We start from the raw sequence: 17,097 nt of genomic DNA, 5'->3' as shown, positions 1-17,097 counted from the left end.
TATCGCAGGAAAAAATAAGTCCGTAAGTAGTAGCGGATTGCCTAAATTTACAGCATTTCATACTGACTTCACCATACTGGCAAGCAGCTTTTCACATGCTCTATAGAGAATAGGTTCTAGCTCTTTTGCTCCAAAAACAGGCCTATATCTGAGCATCCCTCTTAGGCTGAATACTCCTGAAAAATATTCTCTCCATGGCATTTTCTCTCGAGCCCTATAAGAGGAGTGTGTTTTTTTGGAGTCGGCGTAATAGAGTCGAGCTGCGACTTCAATCTTTGGACGCCAGAATACAGGCATTGCACCAAATTCTCCAAAGCATGCGGTGTCAAACTCACCCCCTCTTACTTTTAAGACTACAACCTCTAGTGCTAAATCATTGGATTTAGGTTCTATTCGACTCGATATATGTGGTAGGGAGAAAATTTCTACCAGTCTATGCCGAATACCTGCCTCTAAATCTTCGCCCTTAAAAGCCCCCCAAGCACCAATCTTGCTAAATTCATTCTGTGAGACGACAATCATTTTATCCAGATAGACTCGTGGTTTACTCTTTTTAAATAACTTTGAGAACATTCTTACTGTAGCCAGATGTAGGTTTTGTGAGGATGGGTACAAGGGTTAGTGCTAGAGGTATCGAGTGAAACCGACATCCTATTAGACATGGAATGATAGGTTTTCTGTCTATATTTTGTACTATTGTTAATGGCTAAATTGTACCTCCCATGGGCAAAGAGCCAAATAGATATTGCTTGTCGGGAACCATCTTTTCTCTGCCGCCCATGATGACCGGTTGTAGCATGAGCTTGAATGAATGATGTTAATAAACTAAAGGTATAGTGTTCTTGGGGGATTAGTTACCTATTAGTTTTGGTAACTCTCTCATCGCTAGAAAGGACACTACGCCAACGGTATTAGATTCTTCATTAAAACGATTAAAAAAGTAAGTTTTCATGCCTGCTTCTATACCAGCCTGAACTCCCACTGGCCCATCATCTATAACGGAGCAGTTCTCAGGATGGTAGCCCATACTTTTTGCGGCATGCAGGTATATGCCTGGATCAGGCTTCCATATGCCTACTTCATATGAACTGAATAAATTATTTCCGAAATACTTAGATAGTCCACATATATCTAATGCATGCTTGATTTTTTGCAGGGGGCCGCTAGATACTACCGCTTTCTCACCATCAAGTGCCTCAAGAGCGTCTGCTACACCTTCAATAGGTTTTAACTCTCTGGTAAAGAGTTTTGTGACTATATCGCGATAAGCTGCAACAAAATTTCTTTTCAGTTTGATATTATTCTCTTCTTCTAATAGGGGTAGAATGCTTGCCAGTTTCCAGCCCCAAATCTTATGACCAGTTCATCAGCATCTAGTTTTATTCTGTAATTTTCGAACATCATAGCTAAGCCAATACTGGAGAGATGTTCGCTATCAACTAAGGTGCCATCGTTATCAAAAAGTAGGCATTTGCTCACGGACGAAGCTCCTATTGATTTCTATTATGTTACGCTATTTTTCCCATAGTGAGTTTATATAAATGATATATAAAGCCGCCGCCGCAATAGGCATGAAGTGCCACCAATAAGAGGAGGCACCCCCTCCGAGGTTGTATTGGTATATAACAATACCGGCGGCAAGTATGCTAATTGAGGGTAGTAAGTATATGGAAGCAGCAAGTATCACTGATGAAAGTTTTGATAAATTTCCTCTATTAGCTACGCCACCTCCAGCGAATGCGGCCATCATAAAAAGGAATCCGCAAAAAGACAATTGAAGAAATGAGCCTACAATAACCCAAGTTAAAGACATGTTGATCCGTCTCCTTTGTACAATTAACTCTAAAATCCTGCCGTGCTAACTGACCCTGGTGAGAGTATTTCTGCTTTTTCTTTTTTGTGGCTTATTATTCTAATTATATGATTTATTGCGGGGTCTTCTCCTGTGAAATACTCTTCAGATGAGAGTGTTACGGGAACATGTGGTGCAATCCAGATACGATGATCTTCGGCCTTTGAGGCCTGATGATATTGAGATGAAATAATCCCCCAGACACCGCTGTAAGGAAGTTTAAACCATCCCGCTTCACCTAAATGGTTGGGTCTGCTCCCACTTGGTTCACCGACAATGATGATGTCAGTCAAGCGATCGAGGTCTGCAAGTAACAAATGTGCAGCGGAGAAGGTATTCCGTCCAATAATCACAAATAGATTATTCTCTTCGCTATTTTCTGAAAAATGAATTAACGATCTTGTTAAGGGAGGGATAATAGAACCATTGCCGCCGCTGTTGTGACGCAAATCTAGAACAAGATTTTTGACTTTTCTACCCTTGGTGAATGCTGTGATCTTTTTGCTGAATACGTCCAGTGGGTGTGACTTATCTTGTGCGACCCTATTAAATTGTAAATATAGGAGATCATAGTCAGAATTGTATTCAAGCCAATAGTTTTCTTTCTTGTTCTTTAGGTAAAGTAAGTTGTCCCTATTATTAGGTGCGGGTAAGGTTGGAAAACCTGTAAACTTGAAAGGTTTTCCTGATAGAACTACTTGCTCTTTGGCTCCTGATTTTTCTTCCAAAGTTAGTGGGATCTTCGATGCACTTTCTACTATGCCTAAACCCTCGAGAACCTCCGGTAAGGCCAGATAGTAAGGCCCCAGCCAGTATTGTTGCATTTCGTTATCGCGGGCATTTACAGTGGCAATCTTTTTCATTGCTGCATCTATCGGCTGGTTGGCTACAGAAAGGAGTTTTTTTCCTACAAGATGCTTATATTCAGTATCGGCACCTACAATGAATATCCCATCATTAAACCAATAGAGCTGGATGGGTAACTTGCTGAATGAGCCATTCCTAGAGTAGGTTGGGACAATAAAGTTGTGTCCATTCCCTAAGCTGGCAAGTAGCGCCATCATTCTAAATACGATTTGTTGGTCGGTTAAGTGAGGGATTTCTGTTTTAATTTTGTTTATGTGTAATGCTAGATCTTCCTTTGATGAGTGATGGTAGGGGTTAACATGTAGGCGTAATATTTCATCAGCTAGGAAGTTTAAATCTGTCATCCAGCGTTCATCTCTCGATAAATTTTCCAGCTGGCTTTCCCCCGAAAGCTTCTTATACATATCGTCTTGAGATATGTATTGAAAATCGCTGCTGCCAATGAGACTCTTCCGGTCATCCCATCTGGAATCGAGTGCTTTTTGAATCCAGCCCAGCGCTTGGTCCTTCTCTTCCATTTTGGAATGACATTGTGCAATTTTAATCATTATATCGTTAGAGGGGGATGAAGCTGATCTTATCCCCGACATGATTGTCCCTAGTTCTAGGGTTCGTTTGAGTGAGGGAATTGCTTTGTTACATTGGTTCGTCTCAATGTATCCATGCCCGAGTAAAAACCAAATGTCTCCATCATCTTTATATTGGGCGGTTAGTTTTTCGAGCAAGGGAATAGCTTTTTCCCAGTCATCGGTTTTTGCGAAACTTACTGCTTGTTCTCGCTCTATCCAATATTCGGAGCCGCTAGAGGGAAAGGACTGGGAGGGCATTTGACCAATAGCGCTGTTGGTCATAAGGTCTGCCTTTGAAGCGACTACTTCAGGTGATGGAGTTAAGAAAAATCCGAGTACCGAAAAGGTCAAAAAAATTTTCATGCTTGTTTGTGCTTATTCTTTTACGATTGAGATTCTTAGGGGTAAGCTTGAATCGGGTATGCCTGAAGCAACATTAAACTTAATGTTAGTAATCGCTTTACTGTTTTTGTTAATGGGGGGCTCATTCCCTGCTCGTAAAGGCGAGTTTGAGTCCTAAAGCTGCGAAGCTACCAGCAAAGGCTCGTTGAATGATAACGCTAATTTTTTCTGAGTGAATAACATAATTTCGAATGACTGTTGCTAGTAAGCCATAAACAATGAAAACCAGAAAGGTCATAACCATGAAGGCAAGCCCAAGTATCAGCATACTATCTACGGGGTTCTGTATTTGAGAGGGAATAAACTGGGGTAAGAATGCCAGGAAGAAGATGGTTAGCTTTGGGTTTAAGATATTAATCATAAATCCCTTGAAAGCAATTGAAGTTAAACTCTGTTTCTTTTGATTTTCTTCTAGAGTCAGAGAGTTGCTGGATTTAAGCATTGACCAAGCTAAGTACAGTAAGTACGCGACCCCTGCATATTTTACAAACTGGAATGATAATGCACTGGTATGAATGATTACGGACAGCCCCATGATGCAAGCAAGGATAGAGGGGATGATGCCTAGCGTACAACCTAACGCTGCAGAAATACTTGCCCTTTTACCCTTGAATAGCCCCGCAGCAACTGTATATAGAACTCCCGTTCCCGGTATCAACACAACGATAAAAGAGGTAATCAAAAACTCAATGCTTATCATAAGGACAAGTCCTGACATAAATTATAGATTTAAATGCTGGATTCAGGGATAACCCTTTTGAATGGTGGCCTCTCAATCTTCTTCAATTTTTAAGCTTACACTAGCTATTGGTGTTCCTGGGGGAAGGCCGCTGAGTTGCTCATGTATCTGTCCTAACAGATCTAGATGGACTTCCCAAGATATAGATTGATAATTTTCTGTAATGTACTCCCCGCCCATTATCGGTGGTTGGATTGGTGAATAGCAACAACCATTGAGTTAATGGTTGCTCCACTAACTCAAGTAATAATCTATATTTAAACCAGTGGCCCGGAATATCTTTCATTGCTGCCATTATCTCTCGGAATGCATTCCGGGATTTAGCGGCAAGTTCCATTTCTCCTGTGCCAGTATCTAGGAAATAGACACGTTCCTTGTTCAGTAGGCCTTCCTTCCTTTTGAAGAATAAATCCCCCATGGAGGTCAGAAGGCACATGGAGGCCTTTTTGCCAACTAGCCATCTCCAGCATTCAAGGGCATCTCTTTTTCCTGGATCAGTAACTGGAGCAAAAATATCTACTTCATTATCCATAATGTATTTCTATATGCCTGCGGTAAAATTGCCAAAAACTAATGATTGTTCTTAATCAAAGCCTCTGTCACACGTCCATGGTGCTACGTCAAGAGTTTTGTGGAGATAATAGTTCGCTTGCAGGTTGAGCGGAGCCGAACTCTTGTTGGCCCTTTCTCCAGAAATAAATGCTGATACAAAAAATAACTACAGGTAAAACCATACCAAATTCATTGAGATACCAACCTGAATCTGTGCTTTGTAGGGTCAATGGATTAAAGAATTTTTGAATAAATGCATTGTGGCTCATGTGGAAAATAACGGCAGGCCAAACACTGTTAGTCTTTAATCTTACGTAAGTCATGATGACTGACATTGACATTAAGCCTAGCGTAAAGAAAAACAACTGATAGCTGAGAGGGGCTGTTTCATTCCCGTAGACACCTGCTACCATCATGGGCCAATGCCAGGCGGCCCATATAAACCCAGAGGTTAGTGCGATCCCTGAGAAGGACATAAGCTTTGAGAGTTCAGGTACAAGCAATCCACGCCATCCAATCTCCTCTCCTAAAACTCCAGGCAGTATCAATAAAAAGCTGATACTTGCAGTAATTAAGAATCTAAAGAGGATTACACTGGTATCACTCCAGCCATCTACTTTATACCCTTCTCTTAGTGCCGTAACGTATTCTGAGTTATACCACTCCCCGAAACCTAAGATCCACATAATGAGGTAGGCAGCTGCTACATAACCCAAGGGTACCAAGTAGCTTAACCACTGATATCTCCAGCTTCCCCAAGACCATCCTAAGGAGCCCAGGCTCTTCTTGAATATCAAGCATGTTGTGACCGTGGCAAGCCCAACAGAAAGCATTAAGGGTACTGCGCTTTCCATGTGAAAAATTAGCCAGTATCCGATAGGGTAGAGGCTCGCTGTGAGAATTAAAAAAACAGCGATAATTTTGAGCGAACTCAGCGATTCTTTCATCTAGATCGTTAACTCCGTGTTATCTTGAAAATGGCTAATCTACAGTATGTCTATGTGCGAAATAGGATATCTCTTGTACTGTTAATGAGTGGGGATTACAAGAGGCGTAAAGTGTTGAAGGTTGACCTGCAGAGTACTGTTATTGAGGTAAGGTTAAATTTACATTTTCTGAATCATATTTTCTAAATGCGGGAGGAATTGCCTATCAACTGTCTCTCGAATTAATGTTCCTTGGATTTTTTACTGAGCTATTCGATTATAGTGAATTCGATCAGTTTTTCCTTACTTTTACCTAAGCGGTTTTGATCTTACCAGACGGGTCATTGTATTTTCTTGTAGATTCGTTCAATGACATTCTGTATGGGATGTTTAGAGTTGTTAAAACAAGTGTATTAGCCTCAGGTAAGTATTTTGTATTTGATAGAAGTTAGGCCATGACTGTAGCCGCTAGGTTAATAACTGCTAACCGAAGTAGTTGAGGTGCTATATGTGGTTGAATGCCTGTACACTTGTACAATGAAGGGGCTACGTCCTCCTTTCTATAGCTTAATGCTGTTAAGTAACCTAGAGGGTAAGACATCGCTCGGAAAGTGACGTATAGGTAGTGTCCGGCGATTTAGTTATTGAGCCGTTTAATGTGAAGCGCTGTGCTGCTCCTGAGTTATAAAAGGGCATTGGTTAATGTTGTTTCCACTCTATGGTATCGCCTAAATTTTGTTTTATGTTTTCAAACATTGCGACTCTGCTAGAGTTGGGGAATTTTTGGATAAAGAAGTCGATTTGCTGTTTTGCTTTGGGGATGTCTTGGTGATAGATATGCAAGAATACATAACCAGATTCGACCTCACTGTTAAGATTGGGGCTAAAATGTTCTTTTAGTATGGATAAGCTTAGCTCTGCTTTGTCTAAGTATGCGGGGCCAATTGACAGGTAGAAATAGGATGCTGAAAAGTTGCACATCACGGACTTTTTAAAAGTGTGAAGACACGCACTTAGGTTATTGAATGCTTTTTCCGCGCTACCCTCTACATCCATGTTATGGCCCTGTCGGTAAAGTTCTGATAGCAGGTAAAGCGACTCTTCTGAGCCATTATGTACTGTGTAAAATGCTTCTGCTTCGGAAACTAATACAAGCCATTTTCGATAGATCAACTCTCTTTCTTTCTCATTTGTAAAACTGGGTGGGTATCCACCAATAAACTGATTGAGTTTTAATATACTCTGTCTAATCTCCGAAAAGGACATCGTGGGTGAATCTATTACTGGGGGATTTAGTTCAAATATCCGTTCTTGGAGTGTGGTGCCAGGGATGTTGACTTGAGATGAAGCGTTGGCAGAAAGAAGTGTGATGAAAATTAGTGCTAAAGATAACTTCATTATTCTGCCTCTTATATCCTTGCTGTAATGGTTCTCGACCTATAAGTAGTATAGGGGATAGCTATTGTTACTACATACCGATTTCTTAACCATCTAAATTTTTTCAGTCGTATATTAGCTTAATGATATTCATTCGTTGGAGTGGGTGGATACAGCACACTTGTACCGATTTGTGCTCATGTCAAAGTGGATTGGCTTCTTGACGGAGCTCAAAGCTATAATCAAAATGCTCCCCCAGCAGTAATTAGCCGCAGTTTAGCTTTATGCGACTTAAGTCTTTATTAATAGTGTCCATGCTGACCCTCAGCGGGTGTTATGAAGTAACCCCTCAATCTTATGATCGCAGTGAGTGGTTGCCACGGTGGTCTGATGTCGATGGTGATTGCCAGAATACTCGCCACGAGCTATTGATCCGTCTCTCTTTGGCTCCTGTTGCCTTCAGCAATGAAAAGAGCTGTACAGTGGTTTCAGGCCTGTGGATGGATCCCTATACGGGACGGTTTTTTGAAAAAGCTTCGGATCTGGATGTGGAGCATATAGTACCGCTATCTTGGGCTCATAAGTACGGTGGTGCTAGCTGGAGCCGGGAGCAGCGTAGAGCTTTTGCAGAAGATCCTGCAAATTTGTGGCTGGTTGATGATGGCCACAATCGCAGTAAGGGAGATAAAGGGCCCGATCAGTGGCTGCCGCCCTATAAGCCAGCTCAAGCCATTTATATTCGTCAGTTTGAGGTTGTGGCCCGTAAGTATCGGCTTGGAGACTGAATACGACACTCTACCGTTAGAGCTGACATTGAGCTGATTTTTAAGTAAATCGGCTCCTGATGGAAATCACTGATCTCCGGATTATTTAGATCCTTCACTCCTTGCTCCCCATCCTATTATCTCCTTCGGGTTAATTGGCAATAGTGATATTTAGCTATCCACCTAACCTACAGGTCCTGGCATGAACGCTAGTCAGAAATGGCATTAATGTACACTTCGGTTAAAGCACTGTGACTTTCTTCTCTTGCTGAATATTCATTTCTGCGATTACTTGCTGCTTAGATAGGGTGGGGTGTTACGAATTTGGCTTCCTTGGGTTACATAATTAAAGTGATATTTACAGGCATTGAATTGAGTTCAAAGATGATAGGGGAGAGCTATGGATAGAGTTGCTGGTATCTCGGCGTTTGGCATGGGGTTAATTTATATTAGTGCGTTTGTATTCTTTGGTGCTTTTTGGCCTTTTCCATCGGATGGGAGCCCCATAGAAAAAATGACGTTCTTGGCAGAAAATCAACTGATTTTTAATATTGCCTATACCCTAATGTACTTGGTCTTTGCGATCTTACTGGGCTGTGTGGTAGTTAACTTATATGAAAAGCTAAAAAGCAAGAGGAGAGAGATTGCTGCATTGGCATCCTTGTTTGGAGCAGTCTGGGTGGGCCTTGTAATAGCGAGCGGTATGATCGCAAATATAGGGCTCGCCTATGCTTTGGGGCTTATGGAGGTCAGTGTTCAGAAAGCTTTCGATACCTGGGGAATAATATACTTGATGGTTGAGAGTCTTGGTGGTGGCAATGAGTTGGTGGGTGGACTTTGGGTTCTGCTAATTAGCATTGCTGCATTGCAAATTGGACTTTTTTCCCGGCCATTAAACTTTATCGGAGTGTTAGTGGGAGTGGCGGGAATTGCGACTATCTATCCGGACGATATCTTTACAGAAATATTCGGAATTTCCCAAATAGTCTGGTTTATTTGGTTAGGTTTCTCTTTGCTAAGGCTGGGTAGGCACAGTCAAAAATGGGAGGCAGCAAACTCTATTCCGAGCGCTAATAGCTAAAGGTGTACATAGGTAAAGCCTGCTTCTTCACATGGAATGCGTCTGGACAATAAAGTTTGTATGCAAGTGGGTAAGGAAGTGTTTTTGATTTTCCCCAAAAAATGAAAAATGCGTCTATCCTTTCAATGGGCCAAGCATTCGTTGATTCAGTGTCTTGGCTTGCGTTTCCGCTGTCGTAAGGCTGGTGAATCCGGGGCTATTCCTTGCCTCGCTGTTTGTCGCAGTCATTTTAGTGACTTGCCGGCCAGTCCTCCCCGGCCCGTGGGTAGCGAGCGGATTGCACATTACCTGCAATTGATTTACGGGGTGATAACCCTGGATATTTTGGAGATCTAATTGTGAAAAGTAAGCAGTTCATTCTTCCTTTGGTAATTGCCAGTCTTGCTGCTTCTGCTGCCTTCGCGGATAACCATCCCAAGAAGCCGGCGAAAGACTGGACCTGTGCGGATTTCCTGGCTATCGACGATGAGTTTAAACCTAAAGCAGTTTATTGGGCTGCCGCCTACGCCAAGAAAGGCACGGAAGAGGGGGATATGCTGGATATTGAAGGCACAGAAAAAGTGACGCCGATGGTGATTACCGCCTGCACCAAAGCGCCAAAAGAATCTTTCTGGGCTAAGTTCAAAGATGAGTGGCACAAGGTGGGGATGCACCACAAGAAGGACAAAGCTGAAAAGCAGATGATGAAGATGCAGAAAAAAATGCAGGATGGCACTCAGATGAACAATAGTAATGGTGGCAGTGGCACAAACGGGACTAACCAGTAGGCGCTGTTCGTCAATACTTGCATTGCTATTGTTCTGGGCCCGGCTTGTGCCGGGCTTTGTCTATCCTGAGATGGAGATTCACCAGCGAAATGGTTTCGGTTAGTATTTATGGTGAATGGACGAAAAGTAGGCAAATGGATTTGTGATATGGGAAAGACTGTAAGAAACGAAGCCAGGCGCGGGAGAACAATTAGCCGTTCTACCAGGCTCTTCTGGGGTGGGGTGCTGTTGGCTGGGTTGTTCCTGGCGCTGTTTATGCATTCGGCAAAGGCAGTCGTTTGCTAATTTGCCTTGATATGTATGGCGCCCCCGGGTGGACTCGAACCACCAGTCCGGACTTAGGAGGTCCGTGGTTTATCCTGTTAACCGACGGGGGCGGGTATCAGCACTGCTGAAGAGCGGCGCTATTCTAGCCTGTGGAAAGCCCTGTGTCATGTCATGCTTTTCACTATTAACTCACCTTCCATCAAATCGTACCAATTTGTTGTGTCACTGAGGGTAACATTGGCGCCACCCGGTTACTGCTATTCCCGTCGTTCCCTTTTCTTAAAATTTTCGAAAAACTTTCATAAATCTGTCTTTTTTCTTCGCTACTTTGACTTCGAAATGGCGGTTTTTGCGGATAGCTTTGTTCAGGGATCAGTTGGAAAGTTTTGAAGTGAAAGCGGCATTTCCACTTGATAAATTATTGCTTGACCACGATTGATTGAGCTGGATAACCTGCAATTGCACCCTTGGTGCGATAAGGATATTTCTGCTTTCTCTAATCAAGATTATGGAGTTTCGTATGAGCGGCCACGTTAACGAAAGACGCCTAGATTTTGATAATGTGGGTATTCCACAAATTGCAACTGAAGTGCTGAAGGAAGCTACCTCTCAGCCACCACGCGACGCACGTCGAATGGTAGAAGACAAATTGGAGGAAAAGCGTTTAAGGCGTGAATTAATGGACTATGATTTCGACTAACGAAATATGCTGAAACTTTAACGGCTACAGCCAGCTATGCAGGGTGCAGATAATAAATAAAAGTAATCTAAAAATAGGGTTGCTTAAACTGTACTCTGCGTAGTTAATAGATTTTATTGAAAATTTGCCTTTCCTGCCCAAGTCACTGCTGTTTTTCCCTAGCTCTTCTCTGTGTTTTTAAATCGTTGGGCTCTGTTTCCCCGTATTGTATTTCCCATTAATTAAAGTTGTTAGGTTTATTGCTTTTACAATGGTTGCTTTGAAAAGAGGGAGGAAGATGTGTATGTACAGAGCCCGTAAGGGATGCGGGCTCTATCGTAGGTATTGAGTTGACTGTAGCTACATATTTTGTGTGGCCGCAGAGTTGCCTCCAAAGCAGCCCAGCAGACGCTTGAGTTTTGAAGTTAATTTGCCGCGCTTGGCCTTTCTGTTCTTGTCAGCATCGCTGACTAACCAGGCTACCTGGATAACCAATCTTTTACCCTCAAAAGGCAAGTGCCCATGGAACGAGTTATCGGCTCGCTTAAATGCGGCCAGGGTACCGTACGAAGGTTTTACTTCCGGGGCTGCGGTATCTTCAAAGTTATCGCCGCTTTTTAAGAAGCGCAGGCAGCCTGTGCCGTCCAAGGACCACTCCGGGTTTAGGTAGAGCAGGGCGGTAGCAATTTTTGACTGTCCGTCGGTATGGATGCGGCCGTGGCGTTTCTTGAGTGTACGGCTAATGGAAACATAGGTTGGGTATTGAGAAAGATTCTCAATACCCAGGTTGTTGCCAATAGCATCGGCAAATTCCGGAGCCCTAAACTGTTCAATCAGTTCATTTATTGTGGTGCCACAACTGCTTTTATCGTAGGGAAGGTAGCCTGCCCCTTTAAGCTTTGGGAAGTCTTTGACAAAGGATGCCATCAGGTTCTCGGCCAGCAAGTTCTTGGCAACGAAGAAAGGAAATGGCTGTTGGTGAATCTGGCTTTCTTGGCCAATTAAAGTAGTAGCGTCGAGCCACGGACCGATATGGGTGGCGAGATTATTCATAGACACGCATCCTTACGAGCAGAGGGATAGGCCCTTCTTGGGGGCCAGCTTTATGTCGACCTCTGAGATTACCCACTTCCTTGAGGGTACAGCGAGAAACAGGTACACCGTCTCACGACGGTGTGAAAATACCAAAACTACAATTCAGTGCCAATTTAAATAGCGCTTTTCAGTGTGAATCAGTGGGCATTCTTGCGAAAGATCAAGGGTTGCTAAAATGTTGCTCGCTGAGACAATGCAATTAGCGCTGGTGCCGGTATAATGCCGTTCAGATTTGTCAGAGCGGTTTTATCCTGGAATGTCTGTGACCCCTAAGTCCCAAGTTGTGCTGCAAGTGAGAGATCTCGCCTGCGAAAGGGATGGTCGGCGCTTGTTTGAGGGCCTTCAGTTTTCCCTTCAAGCCGGCGCTGCAATTCAAATCAAAGGCAGTAATGGCGCGGGTAAAACGACCTTGCTGCGCACTTTGATTGGCAGTAGCAGTGATTTCACTGGAGAGATCCTTTGGTGTGATAGCGCCTATCCGCAATCGCTCTCGGCGATGCGTGAGTCCTTACTATATATCGGGCATAGGGGCGGAGTGCGCAGTGGCCTGACTCCGCTGGAAAACCTCACCTGGTATGGTGCTGACCATGAGGACGCGCTCAATGCGCTCGACAAAGTCGACCTGACCGGCTTTGAGGATAGCTTGTGCCACTCCCTTTCCGCCGGCCAGAATCGCCGTGTTGCCCTGGCGCGATTATTTCTACCTGATTCCCCTCGATTATGGATACTCGATGAGCCTTTGACTGCCCTCGATGTTGTGGGTGTTGCTGCTTTGGAAGAGCAAATGGCGGTTCATCTTTATAGCGGTGGTTCAATTCTGCTGACCTCACACCAACCTCTGTCATTAGCCGGACTCAGTGAGGTTAATTTGTCTGACTATTCAGTCTCTGAGCCTTTTGAGGATTTTGGGGGAGAGCATGTCGACAGTTGATGTCCAAACGCCGGTGAGCGAAGTGCGCAGTGGCCCCGGTTTTATGGCGCTGTTCCGGATTGAAATGCTCTTGGCGTTGAGAAAAAGAGCAGATATTGCCAACCCCTTATTATTTTTCGTGACGGTTTTAGCACTTTTGCCGTTAGGGGTAGGACCTGAGCCCGAACTTCTGGCAAAGATGGCTCCGGGCATGATCTGGGTAATGGCCCTACTGTCCACAATGCTATCCCAGGAAAGCCTTTTTAAAGGTGATTTTGAAGATGGCACCCTGGAGCAGCTCACCCTGTTACCACAACCGCTTTACTTTGCGGTTCTTGCAAAATCCCTGGTGCACTGGATTGCCACAGGCTTGCCGCTGGCATTGCTGTCGCCGCTGCTCGCCTTAATGCTGAATCTGCCGGTGGATGGTTATGTTTGTTTGCTGGTTTCCTTATTGCTGGGAACCGCGAGTTTGAGTTTGATCGGAGCTATTGGCGCAGCACTCACTGTTGCCTTGCGCCGCCCCGGTTTGCTCTTGGCACTAATTGTTATGCCGCTGTATGTGCCCGTGCTAATCTTCGGCACCGGCGCAGTACAGGCGGCAATTGATGGCTATGCCTACAGCGCCCAACTGGCGATATTGGCAGCACTCCTAGCGGCTGCTGCGGCACTGGCGCCACTCGCTGCTGCGGGTGCAATACGTATTAGCCTGGATAATTGATTTGGAGGTCTTTCTTGGCTTGGCAATGGTTTCACCGCCTGGGTTCGCCCCGCTGGTTCTATCAAAAAACTGAAGCCTGGCTGCCATGGCTGGCGCTGGCTAGTGTTGTATTGCTCGCTGTAGGCAGTGTTTGGGGCCTGGGTTTTGCCCCAGAAGATGCCAAGCAGGGCAATAGTTACCGCATTATCTTTATCCATGTACCCGCCGCCTTCCTGGCACTGGCCGGTTACTACATTATGGCGATCAGCGGTGCTATCGGCTTGATCTGGAAGATGAAGCTCTCCTTTGCCGTGATGCGCGCTGCCGCGCCGATCGGTGCGGTATTGACCTTTGTCTCGTTATTTACCGGTGCTGTGTGGGGTAAACCTACCTGGGGTGCTTACTGGGTATGGGATGCCCGCATTACTTCAATGCTGATACTCCTGTTTCTCTATGTCGGCGTTATGGCACTTACCCACGCAGTGAACCGGGAGCAGGTCGCCGACAAAGCCTCTGCGTTGCTGGCCCTGGTGGGCACCGTGAATATTCCCATTATTTACAAGTCCGTAGACTGGTGGTTTACCTTGCACCAGCCCGCGACCATTCGCCTGACCGAATCCAGCAGTATTGATCCGAGTATGTTCTACCCGCTGTTGACCATGATTATCGGTTTCTACTGTATGTATGCCTGGACCCTGCTGACTCACACCCGCACTCTGCTGCTCAAGCGCGAGATGCGCACCAAGTGGGTACAGGAAGAACTGGCGGGAGGTCGATAAAGTGGAGTTTCAATTTGCCAACCTGGCTGATTTCCTAACGATGGACGGCCACGGTGTATTTGTGTGGGTGTCTTACGCGGTGACTTTCCTGAGTCTCGCGGGGATGGCTCTCTACCCTTACATTGCCCGCCGTGGCCTGAAGGCAGAGCTGGTGCGACAGCAGAAAATTGCCCAGCGCCGCCGTCAGGCAGTGAGTGAGCGCACAGTAACCACAAAGAAAGAAACAGCAGAGGAACCGGTTTAATTTCAATTTGCCGGGTTCCAGCGGATAGGGCGATGGAGAACCTATCAGCGCAACAGAATTAAATAGTTATGGAGTAGGACTTAGACAATGCACCCTGTACGCAAGCAACGCCTGATACTCGTACTTGTCCTGGTGGTATTGTCCAGTGCAGCAGTAGGTTTTGTAGCCTATGCGATGCGCGGCAATATCGATTATTTCTATGCCCCCAAGGCCTTTGCAGCGGGTGAAGTCCCGATGGAAAAGCGGATTCGCGCGGGAGGCTGTGTTGTCCCGGGCAGTGTGCAGCGAGCTACTGATAGCCTGGAAGTCCAGTTTGTGATTACCGATGGCGAGGCTCAACTCTCCGTAGTCTTCGACAAAATCCTGCCGGATCTATTTGCCGAAGGCGAAGCGGCAGTGATTACCGGCCAGTTGATGCCAAGCGGTGTTCTGCGTGCGGACCAGGTGCTGGCCAAGCACGATGAAACTTATACGCCACCTGAGGTAGCCGACACCATGGTTTCCCATGAAGGTTGTTCCGATGGAGCGAAAATATGATCCCTGAGCTGGGCCATTTTGCGTTAATTGTCGGCTTGTTGCTTTCGGTTGCTCTCGCAACAGTGCCGATGGCCGGTAGCTATTCATCGCGCCCTGTGTGGATGGATGCGGGGCGTCCGCTGGCTCTGGGTATTTTTGCGTTCGTTCTGATCGCTTTTGCCTGCCTGACCACTTCTTTTGTGCAGAGTGATTTCACGGTTAATTACGTAGCACAGAACTCCAACAGTATCCTGCCGGTTTATTACAAAGTTACCGCTGTATGGGGTGGGCATGAGGGCTCCATTCTGTTGTGGCTTTTGATTCAGGCTGGTTGGGCTGCGGCAGTAGCGCTGTTTGGTAAGCAGCTGCCCCCAGAGCTTTCCGCGCGGGTTTTATCCGTACTCGGTTTTGTACTGATCGGGTTTTTCCTGTTTATTCTGTTTACCTCCAACCCATTTGATCGCACCCTGCCATTCCCGCCGATGGAAGGTTCTGACCTGAACCCGCTGTTGCAGGACCCGGGTATGATTTTCCATCCGCCCTTGCTTTATATGGGGTATGTGGGTTTCTCGGTAGCCTTTGCTTTTGCCATTGCGGCACTGCTCGGTGGCCAGTTGGATGCGGTGTGGGCCCGTTGGGCAAGACCCTGGACGGCTGTGGCTTGGGGCTTCCTGACTTTGGGTATTGCCCTGGGTAGCTGGTGGGCTTATTACGAGCTGGGCTGGGGTGGCTGGTGGTTCTGGGACCCGGTTGAGAATGCATCCCTGATGCCTTGGTTGGTAGGGACTGCCTTGATGCACTCCCTGGCGGTAACTGAGAAACGTGGGCTGTTTAAGAGCTGGACAATTCTGTTGGCGATTTTTGCCTTCAGTCTCAGCTTGCTTGGAACCTTCCTGGTACGCTCCGGAGTGATTACCTCGGTTCATGCATTTGCTACTGACCCACTGCGAGGCAGCTTTATTCTGGGCTTCCTGGCCGTAGTTGTCGGTGCATCCCTGTTGCTGTTTGCCCTGCGCGCACCGACAGTCAGCGCCCGCAGTGTTTTCTCTTTCCGTTCACTAGAAACCTTCCTGCTAGGCAATAACATCCTGTTGATGCTGATAATGGGTATGGTTTTGACCGGTACTCTTTACCCGCTGCTGGCCGATGCCATGAACTGGGGCAAGGTAAGTGTAGGCCCGCCATTCTATAACCTGTTTTTTGTTCCCCTGATGGTGGTTCTGTGTCTGCTGGTAGGGATGGGGGTACGAGCTAACTGGAAAGACAGCCGCTGGGACAAACTGCTGAGCGCATGGCGTTTGCCATTTGTCGCCTCGTTGGTAGTTGCGTTGCTGTGGACCCTGGCCCTGGGAGATTTCCACTGGGGAGCGGCGCTCGGAATCTTTATTGGTATCTGGGTCTTTGCTTCCAGCCTCGCTGATATCGTGGCTAAAACCCGCAACTCCAGCTCATTCTTTGCCGGCCTTAAGCGTCAGAGAGCCAGTTACTACGGTATGCATATCGCACATATTGGCCTGGCAGTTTCGGTGTTGGGGGTAGTACTAACTACCGTTTACAGCATTGAGGAAGATGTGCGTATGGGGGCTGGGGACAGTTTCCAGGTTTCCGGTTACGACTTCAAATTTGACGGAGTTCGTATGGTTCAGGGGCCTAATTACCGAGCCTTTGAAGGTGTATTGCATGTCAGCAAGGACGGGAAGCCGGTTGCAGAGCTGCATCCCCAGAAACGCAATTACCTGTCTGGTGGCAACACCATGACAGAGGCGGCGATCGATACCGGACTCTTCCGCGATATTTATGTGGCCCTCGGTGAGCCGATGGACAGGTCTAACCCAAGCGGTGATTGGGCTGTGCGACTTCAGTACAAAGCCTTTGTGGTATGGATTTGGCTGGGCTCGCTTCTGATGGCGATCGGTGGAGCTATTGCTGTAGCGGATAAGCGCTATCGCAAAGCGAAAGCCGCTAAACCTGTAGATGTAGAAGTTACAGGCAATGTTGCTACGGCGTAATA

21 protein-coding genes and 1 tRNA gene are annotated in these 17,097 nt (G+C 46.0%); 11 read left to right on the top strand and 11 right to left on the bottom strand.

From position 1 onward, the window contains the following. Nucleotides 1–57 precede the first annotated feature (57 nt). The 9 genes from ACJJIE_RS09335 to ACJJIE_RS09295 form a co-directional block, all read right to left on the bottom strand. The gene (locus ACJJIE_RS09335) at nucleotides 58–573 is read right to left on the bottom strand and encodes a hypothetical protein (RefSeq protein WP_444894399.1); all 516 of its coding nucleotides are present in this window, start codon (nucleotides 571–573) and stop codon (nucleotides 58–60) included. 277 nt (nucleotides 574–850) lie between these two features. Then, a complete protein-coding gene (locus ACJJIE_RS09330; RefSeq protein ID WP_444894758.1) occupies nucleotides 851–1,258 on the bottom strand; it encodes an HAD-IA family hydrolase in 408 nt (135 codons plus the stop codon). Nucleotides 1,259–1,311: 53 nt separating this feature from the next. Beyond that, nucleotides 1,312–1,479 carry a hypothetical protein gene (locus ACJJIE_RS09325; RefSeq protein WP_444894398.1) on the bottom strand — a complete coding sequence of 56 codons (168 nt, stop codon included), beginning with the start codon at nucleotides 1,477–1,479 and terminating at the stop codon, nucleotides 1,312–1,314. Nucleotides 1,480–1,513: 34 nt separating this feature from the next. Further along, nucleotides 1,514–1,813, bottom strand: a complete 300-nt coding sequence (locus ACJJIE_RS09320) for a hypothetical protein (RefSeq protein WP_444894397.1) — start codon at nucleotides 1,811–1,813, stop codon at nucleotides 1,514–1,516. Nucleotides 1,814–1,842: 29 nt separating this feature from the next. Further along, nucleotides 1,843–3,651, bottom strand: coding sequence for a hypothetical protein (locus tag ACJJIE_RS09315; protein ID WP_444894396.1), 1,809 nt, complete (start codon nucleotides 3,649–3,651; stop codon nucleotides 1,843–1,845). Between the two features lie 121 nt (nucleotides 3,652–3,772). Next, nucleotides 3,773–4,390, bottom strand: a complete 618-nt coding sequence (locus ACJJIE_RS09310) for a LysE family translocator (protein ID WP_444894395.1) — start codon at nucleotides 4,388–4,390, stop codon at nucleotides 3,773–3,775. A gap of 139 nt (nucleotides 4,391–4,529) precedes the next feature. After that, a complete protein-coding gene (locus tag ACJJIE_RS23245) occupies nucleotides 4,530–4,961 on the bottom strand; it encodes a hypothetical protein (RefSeq protein ID WP_507021869.1) in 432 nt (143 codons plus the stop codon). Nucleotides 4,962–5,049: 88 nt separating this feature from the next. After that, the gene (locus ACJJIE_RS09300; RefSeq protein WP_444894393.1) at nucleotides 5,050–5,928 is read right to left on the bottom strand and encodes a CPBP family intramembrane glutamic endopeptidase; all 879 of its coding nucleotides are present in this window, start codon (nucleotides 5,926–5,928) and stop codon (nucleotides 5,050–5,052) included. A 678-nt stretch (nucleotides 5,929–6,606) separates the two neighbouring features. Then, nucleotides 6,607–7,305, bottom strand: coding sequence for a hypothetical protein (locus ACJJIE_RS09295; RefSeq protein WP_444894392.1), 699 nt, complete (start codon nucleotides 7,303–7,305; stop codon nucleotides 6,607–6,609). A 263-nt stretch (nucleotides 7,306–7,568) separates the two neighbouring features. On the opposite strand from ACJJIE_RS09295, the gene ACJJIE_RS09290 reads away from it, so the two are divergent. The 4 genes from ACJJIE_RS09290 to hdeA all read left to right on the top strand — a co-directional run bounded on the left by ACJJIE_RS09290 (nucleotide 7,569) and on the right by hdeA (nucleotide 9,896). After that, complete coding sequence (locus ACJJIE_RS09290; RefSeq protein WP_444894391.1) at nucleotides 7,569–8,069, top strand: HNH endonuclease family protein; 501 nt, start codon at nucleotides 7,569–7,571, stop codon at nucleotides 8,067–8,069. A 379-nt stretch (nucleotides 8,070–8,448) separates the two neighbouring features. Beyond that, the gene (locus ACJJIE_RS09285; RefSeq protein WP_282933524.1) at nucleotides 8,449–9,129 is read left to right on the top strand and encodes a hypothetical protein; all 681 of its coding nucleotides are present in this window, start codon (nucleotides 8,449–8,451) and stop codon (nucleotides 9,127–9,129) included. A gap of 108 nt (nucleotides 9,130–9,237) precedes the next feature. Next, nucleotides 9,238–9,465, top strand: a complete 228-nt coding sequence (locus ACJJIE_RS09280; protein WP_282933523.1) for a hypothetical protein — start codon at nucleotides 9,238–9,240, stop codon at nucleotides 9,463–9,465. 2 nt (nucleotides 9,466–9,467) lie between these two features. Next, on the top strand, nucleotides 9,468–9,896 hold the full coding sequence (hdeA, locus tag ACJJIE_RS09275; protein ID WP_282933522.1) for an acid-activated periplasmic chaperone HdeA: 429 nt from the start codon (nucleotides 9,468–9,470) through the stop codon (nucleotides 9,894–9,896). Between the two features lie 301 nt (nucleotides 9,897–10,197). Here the strand turns inward: hdeA and ACJJIE_RS09270 are convergent. Beyond that, nucleotides 10,198–10,273: transfer RNA gene (locus tag ACJJIE_RS09270), tRNA-Arg, on the bottom strand. 410 nt (nucleotides 10,274–10,683) lie between these two features. Here ACJJIE_RS09270 and ACJJIE_RS09265 point away from each other — a divergent pair. After that, nucleotides 10,684–10,863, top strand: coding sequence for a PA3496 family putative envelope integrity protein (locus tag ACJJIE_RS09265; RefSeq protein ID WP_108735213.1), 180 nt, complete (start codon nucleotides 10,684–10,686; stop codon nucleotides 10,861–10,863). Nucleotides 10,864–11,202: 339 nt separating this feature from the next. On the opposite strand, the gene ACJJIE_RS09260 is transcribed toward ACJJIE_RS09265, so the two are convergent. Next, nucleotides 11,203–11,895: a 2OG-Fe(II) oxygenase gene (locus ACJJIE_RS09260; protein ID WP_444894390.1), complete on the bottom strand. Its 693-nt coding sequence runs from the start codon at nucleotides 11,893–11,895 to the stop codon at nucleotides 11,203–11,205. A 304-nt stretch (nucleotides 11,896–12,199) separates the two neighbouring features. Between ACJJIE_RS09260 and ccmA the strand changes: the two genes are divergently transcribed. From ccmA to ACJJIE_RS09230, 6 genes are all read left to right on the top strand, one after another. Then, nucleotides 12,200–12,868 (top strand): cytochrome c biogenesis heme-transporting ATPase CcmA, encoded by a 669-nt coding sequence (gene ccmA / locus ACJJIE_RS09255; RefSeq protein ID WP_282933520.1) that lies wholly within the window; start codon nucleotides 12,200–12,202, stop codon nucleotides 12,866–12,868. Further along, nucleotides 12,855–13,568, top strand: a complete 714-nt coding sequence (gene ccmB, locus ACJJIE_RS09250) for a heme exporter protein CcmB (RefSeq protein ID WP_282933519.1) — start codon at nucleotides 12,855–12,857, stop codon at nucleotides 13,566–13,568. Before ccmA ends, ccmB begins: the two co-directional genes overlap by 14 nt. Nucleotides 13,569–13,582: 14 nt before the next feature. Then, entirely contained in the window at nucleotides 13,583–14,326 is a 744-nt protein-coding gene (locus ACJJIE_RS09245; protein ID WP_282933518.1) for a heme ABC transporter permease, read from the top strand. A gap of 1 nt (nucleotide 14,327) precedes the next feature. Further along, complete coding sequence (gene ccmD / locus ACJJIE_RS09240; protein WP_444894389.1) at nucleotides 14,328–14,570, top strand: heme exporter protein CcmD; 243 nt, start codon at nucleotides 14,328–14,330, stop codon at nucleotides 14,568–14,570. Nucleotides 14,571–14,657: 87 nt separating this feature from the next. Beyond that, on the top strand, nucleotides 14,658–15,107 hold the full coding sequence (locus ACJJIE_RS09235; RefSeq protein WP_413665106.1) for a cytochrome c maturation protein CcmE: 450 nt from the start codon (nucleotides 14,658–14,660) through the stop codon (nucleotides 15,105–15,107). Next, the gene (locus tag ACJJIE_RS09230; RefSeq protein ID WP_444894388.1) at nucleotides 15,104–17,095 is read left to right on the top strand and encodes a heme lyase CcmF/NrfE family subunit; all 1,992 of its coding nucleotides are present in this window, start codon (nucleotides 15,104–15,106) and stop codon (nucleotides 17,093–17,095) included. Before ACJJIE_RS09235 ends, ACJJIE_RS09230 begins: the two co-directional genes overlap by 4 nt. The last annotated feature ends 2 nt before the right edge of the window (nucleotides 17,096–17,097 follow it).

The sequence above is a fragment of the Microbulbifer maximicatervae (SeqCode) genome (assembly GCF_052467325.1).
Note: the sequence above shows the minus strand (reverse complement) of the source record. Positions and strands in the feature narration are given on the sequence as shown.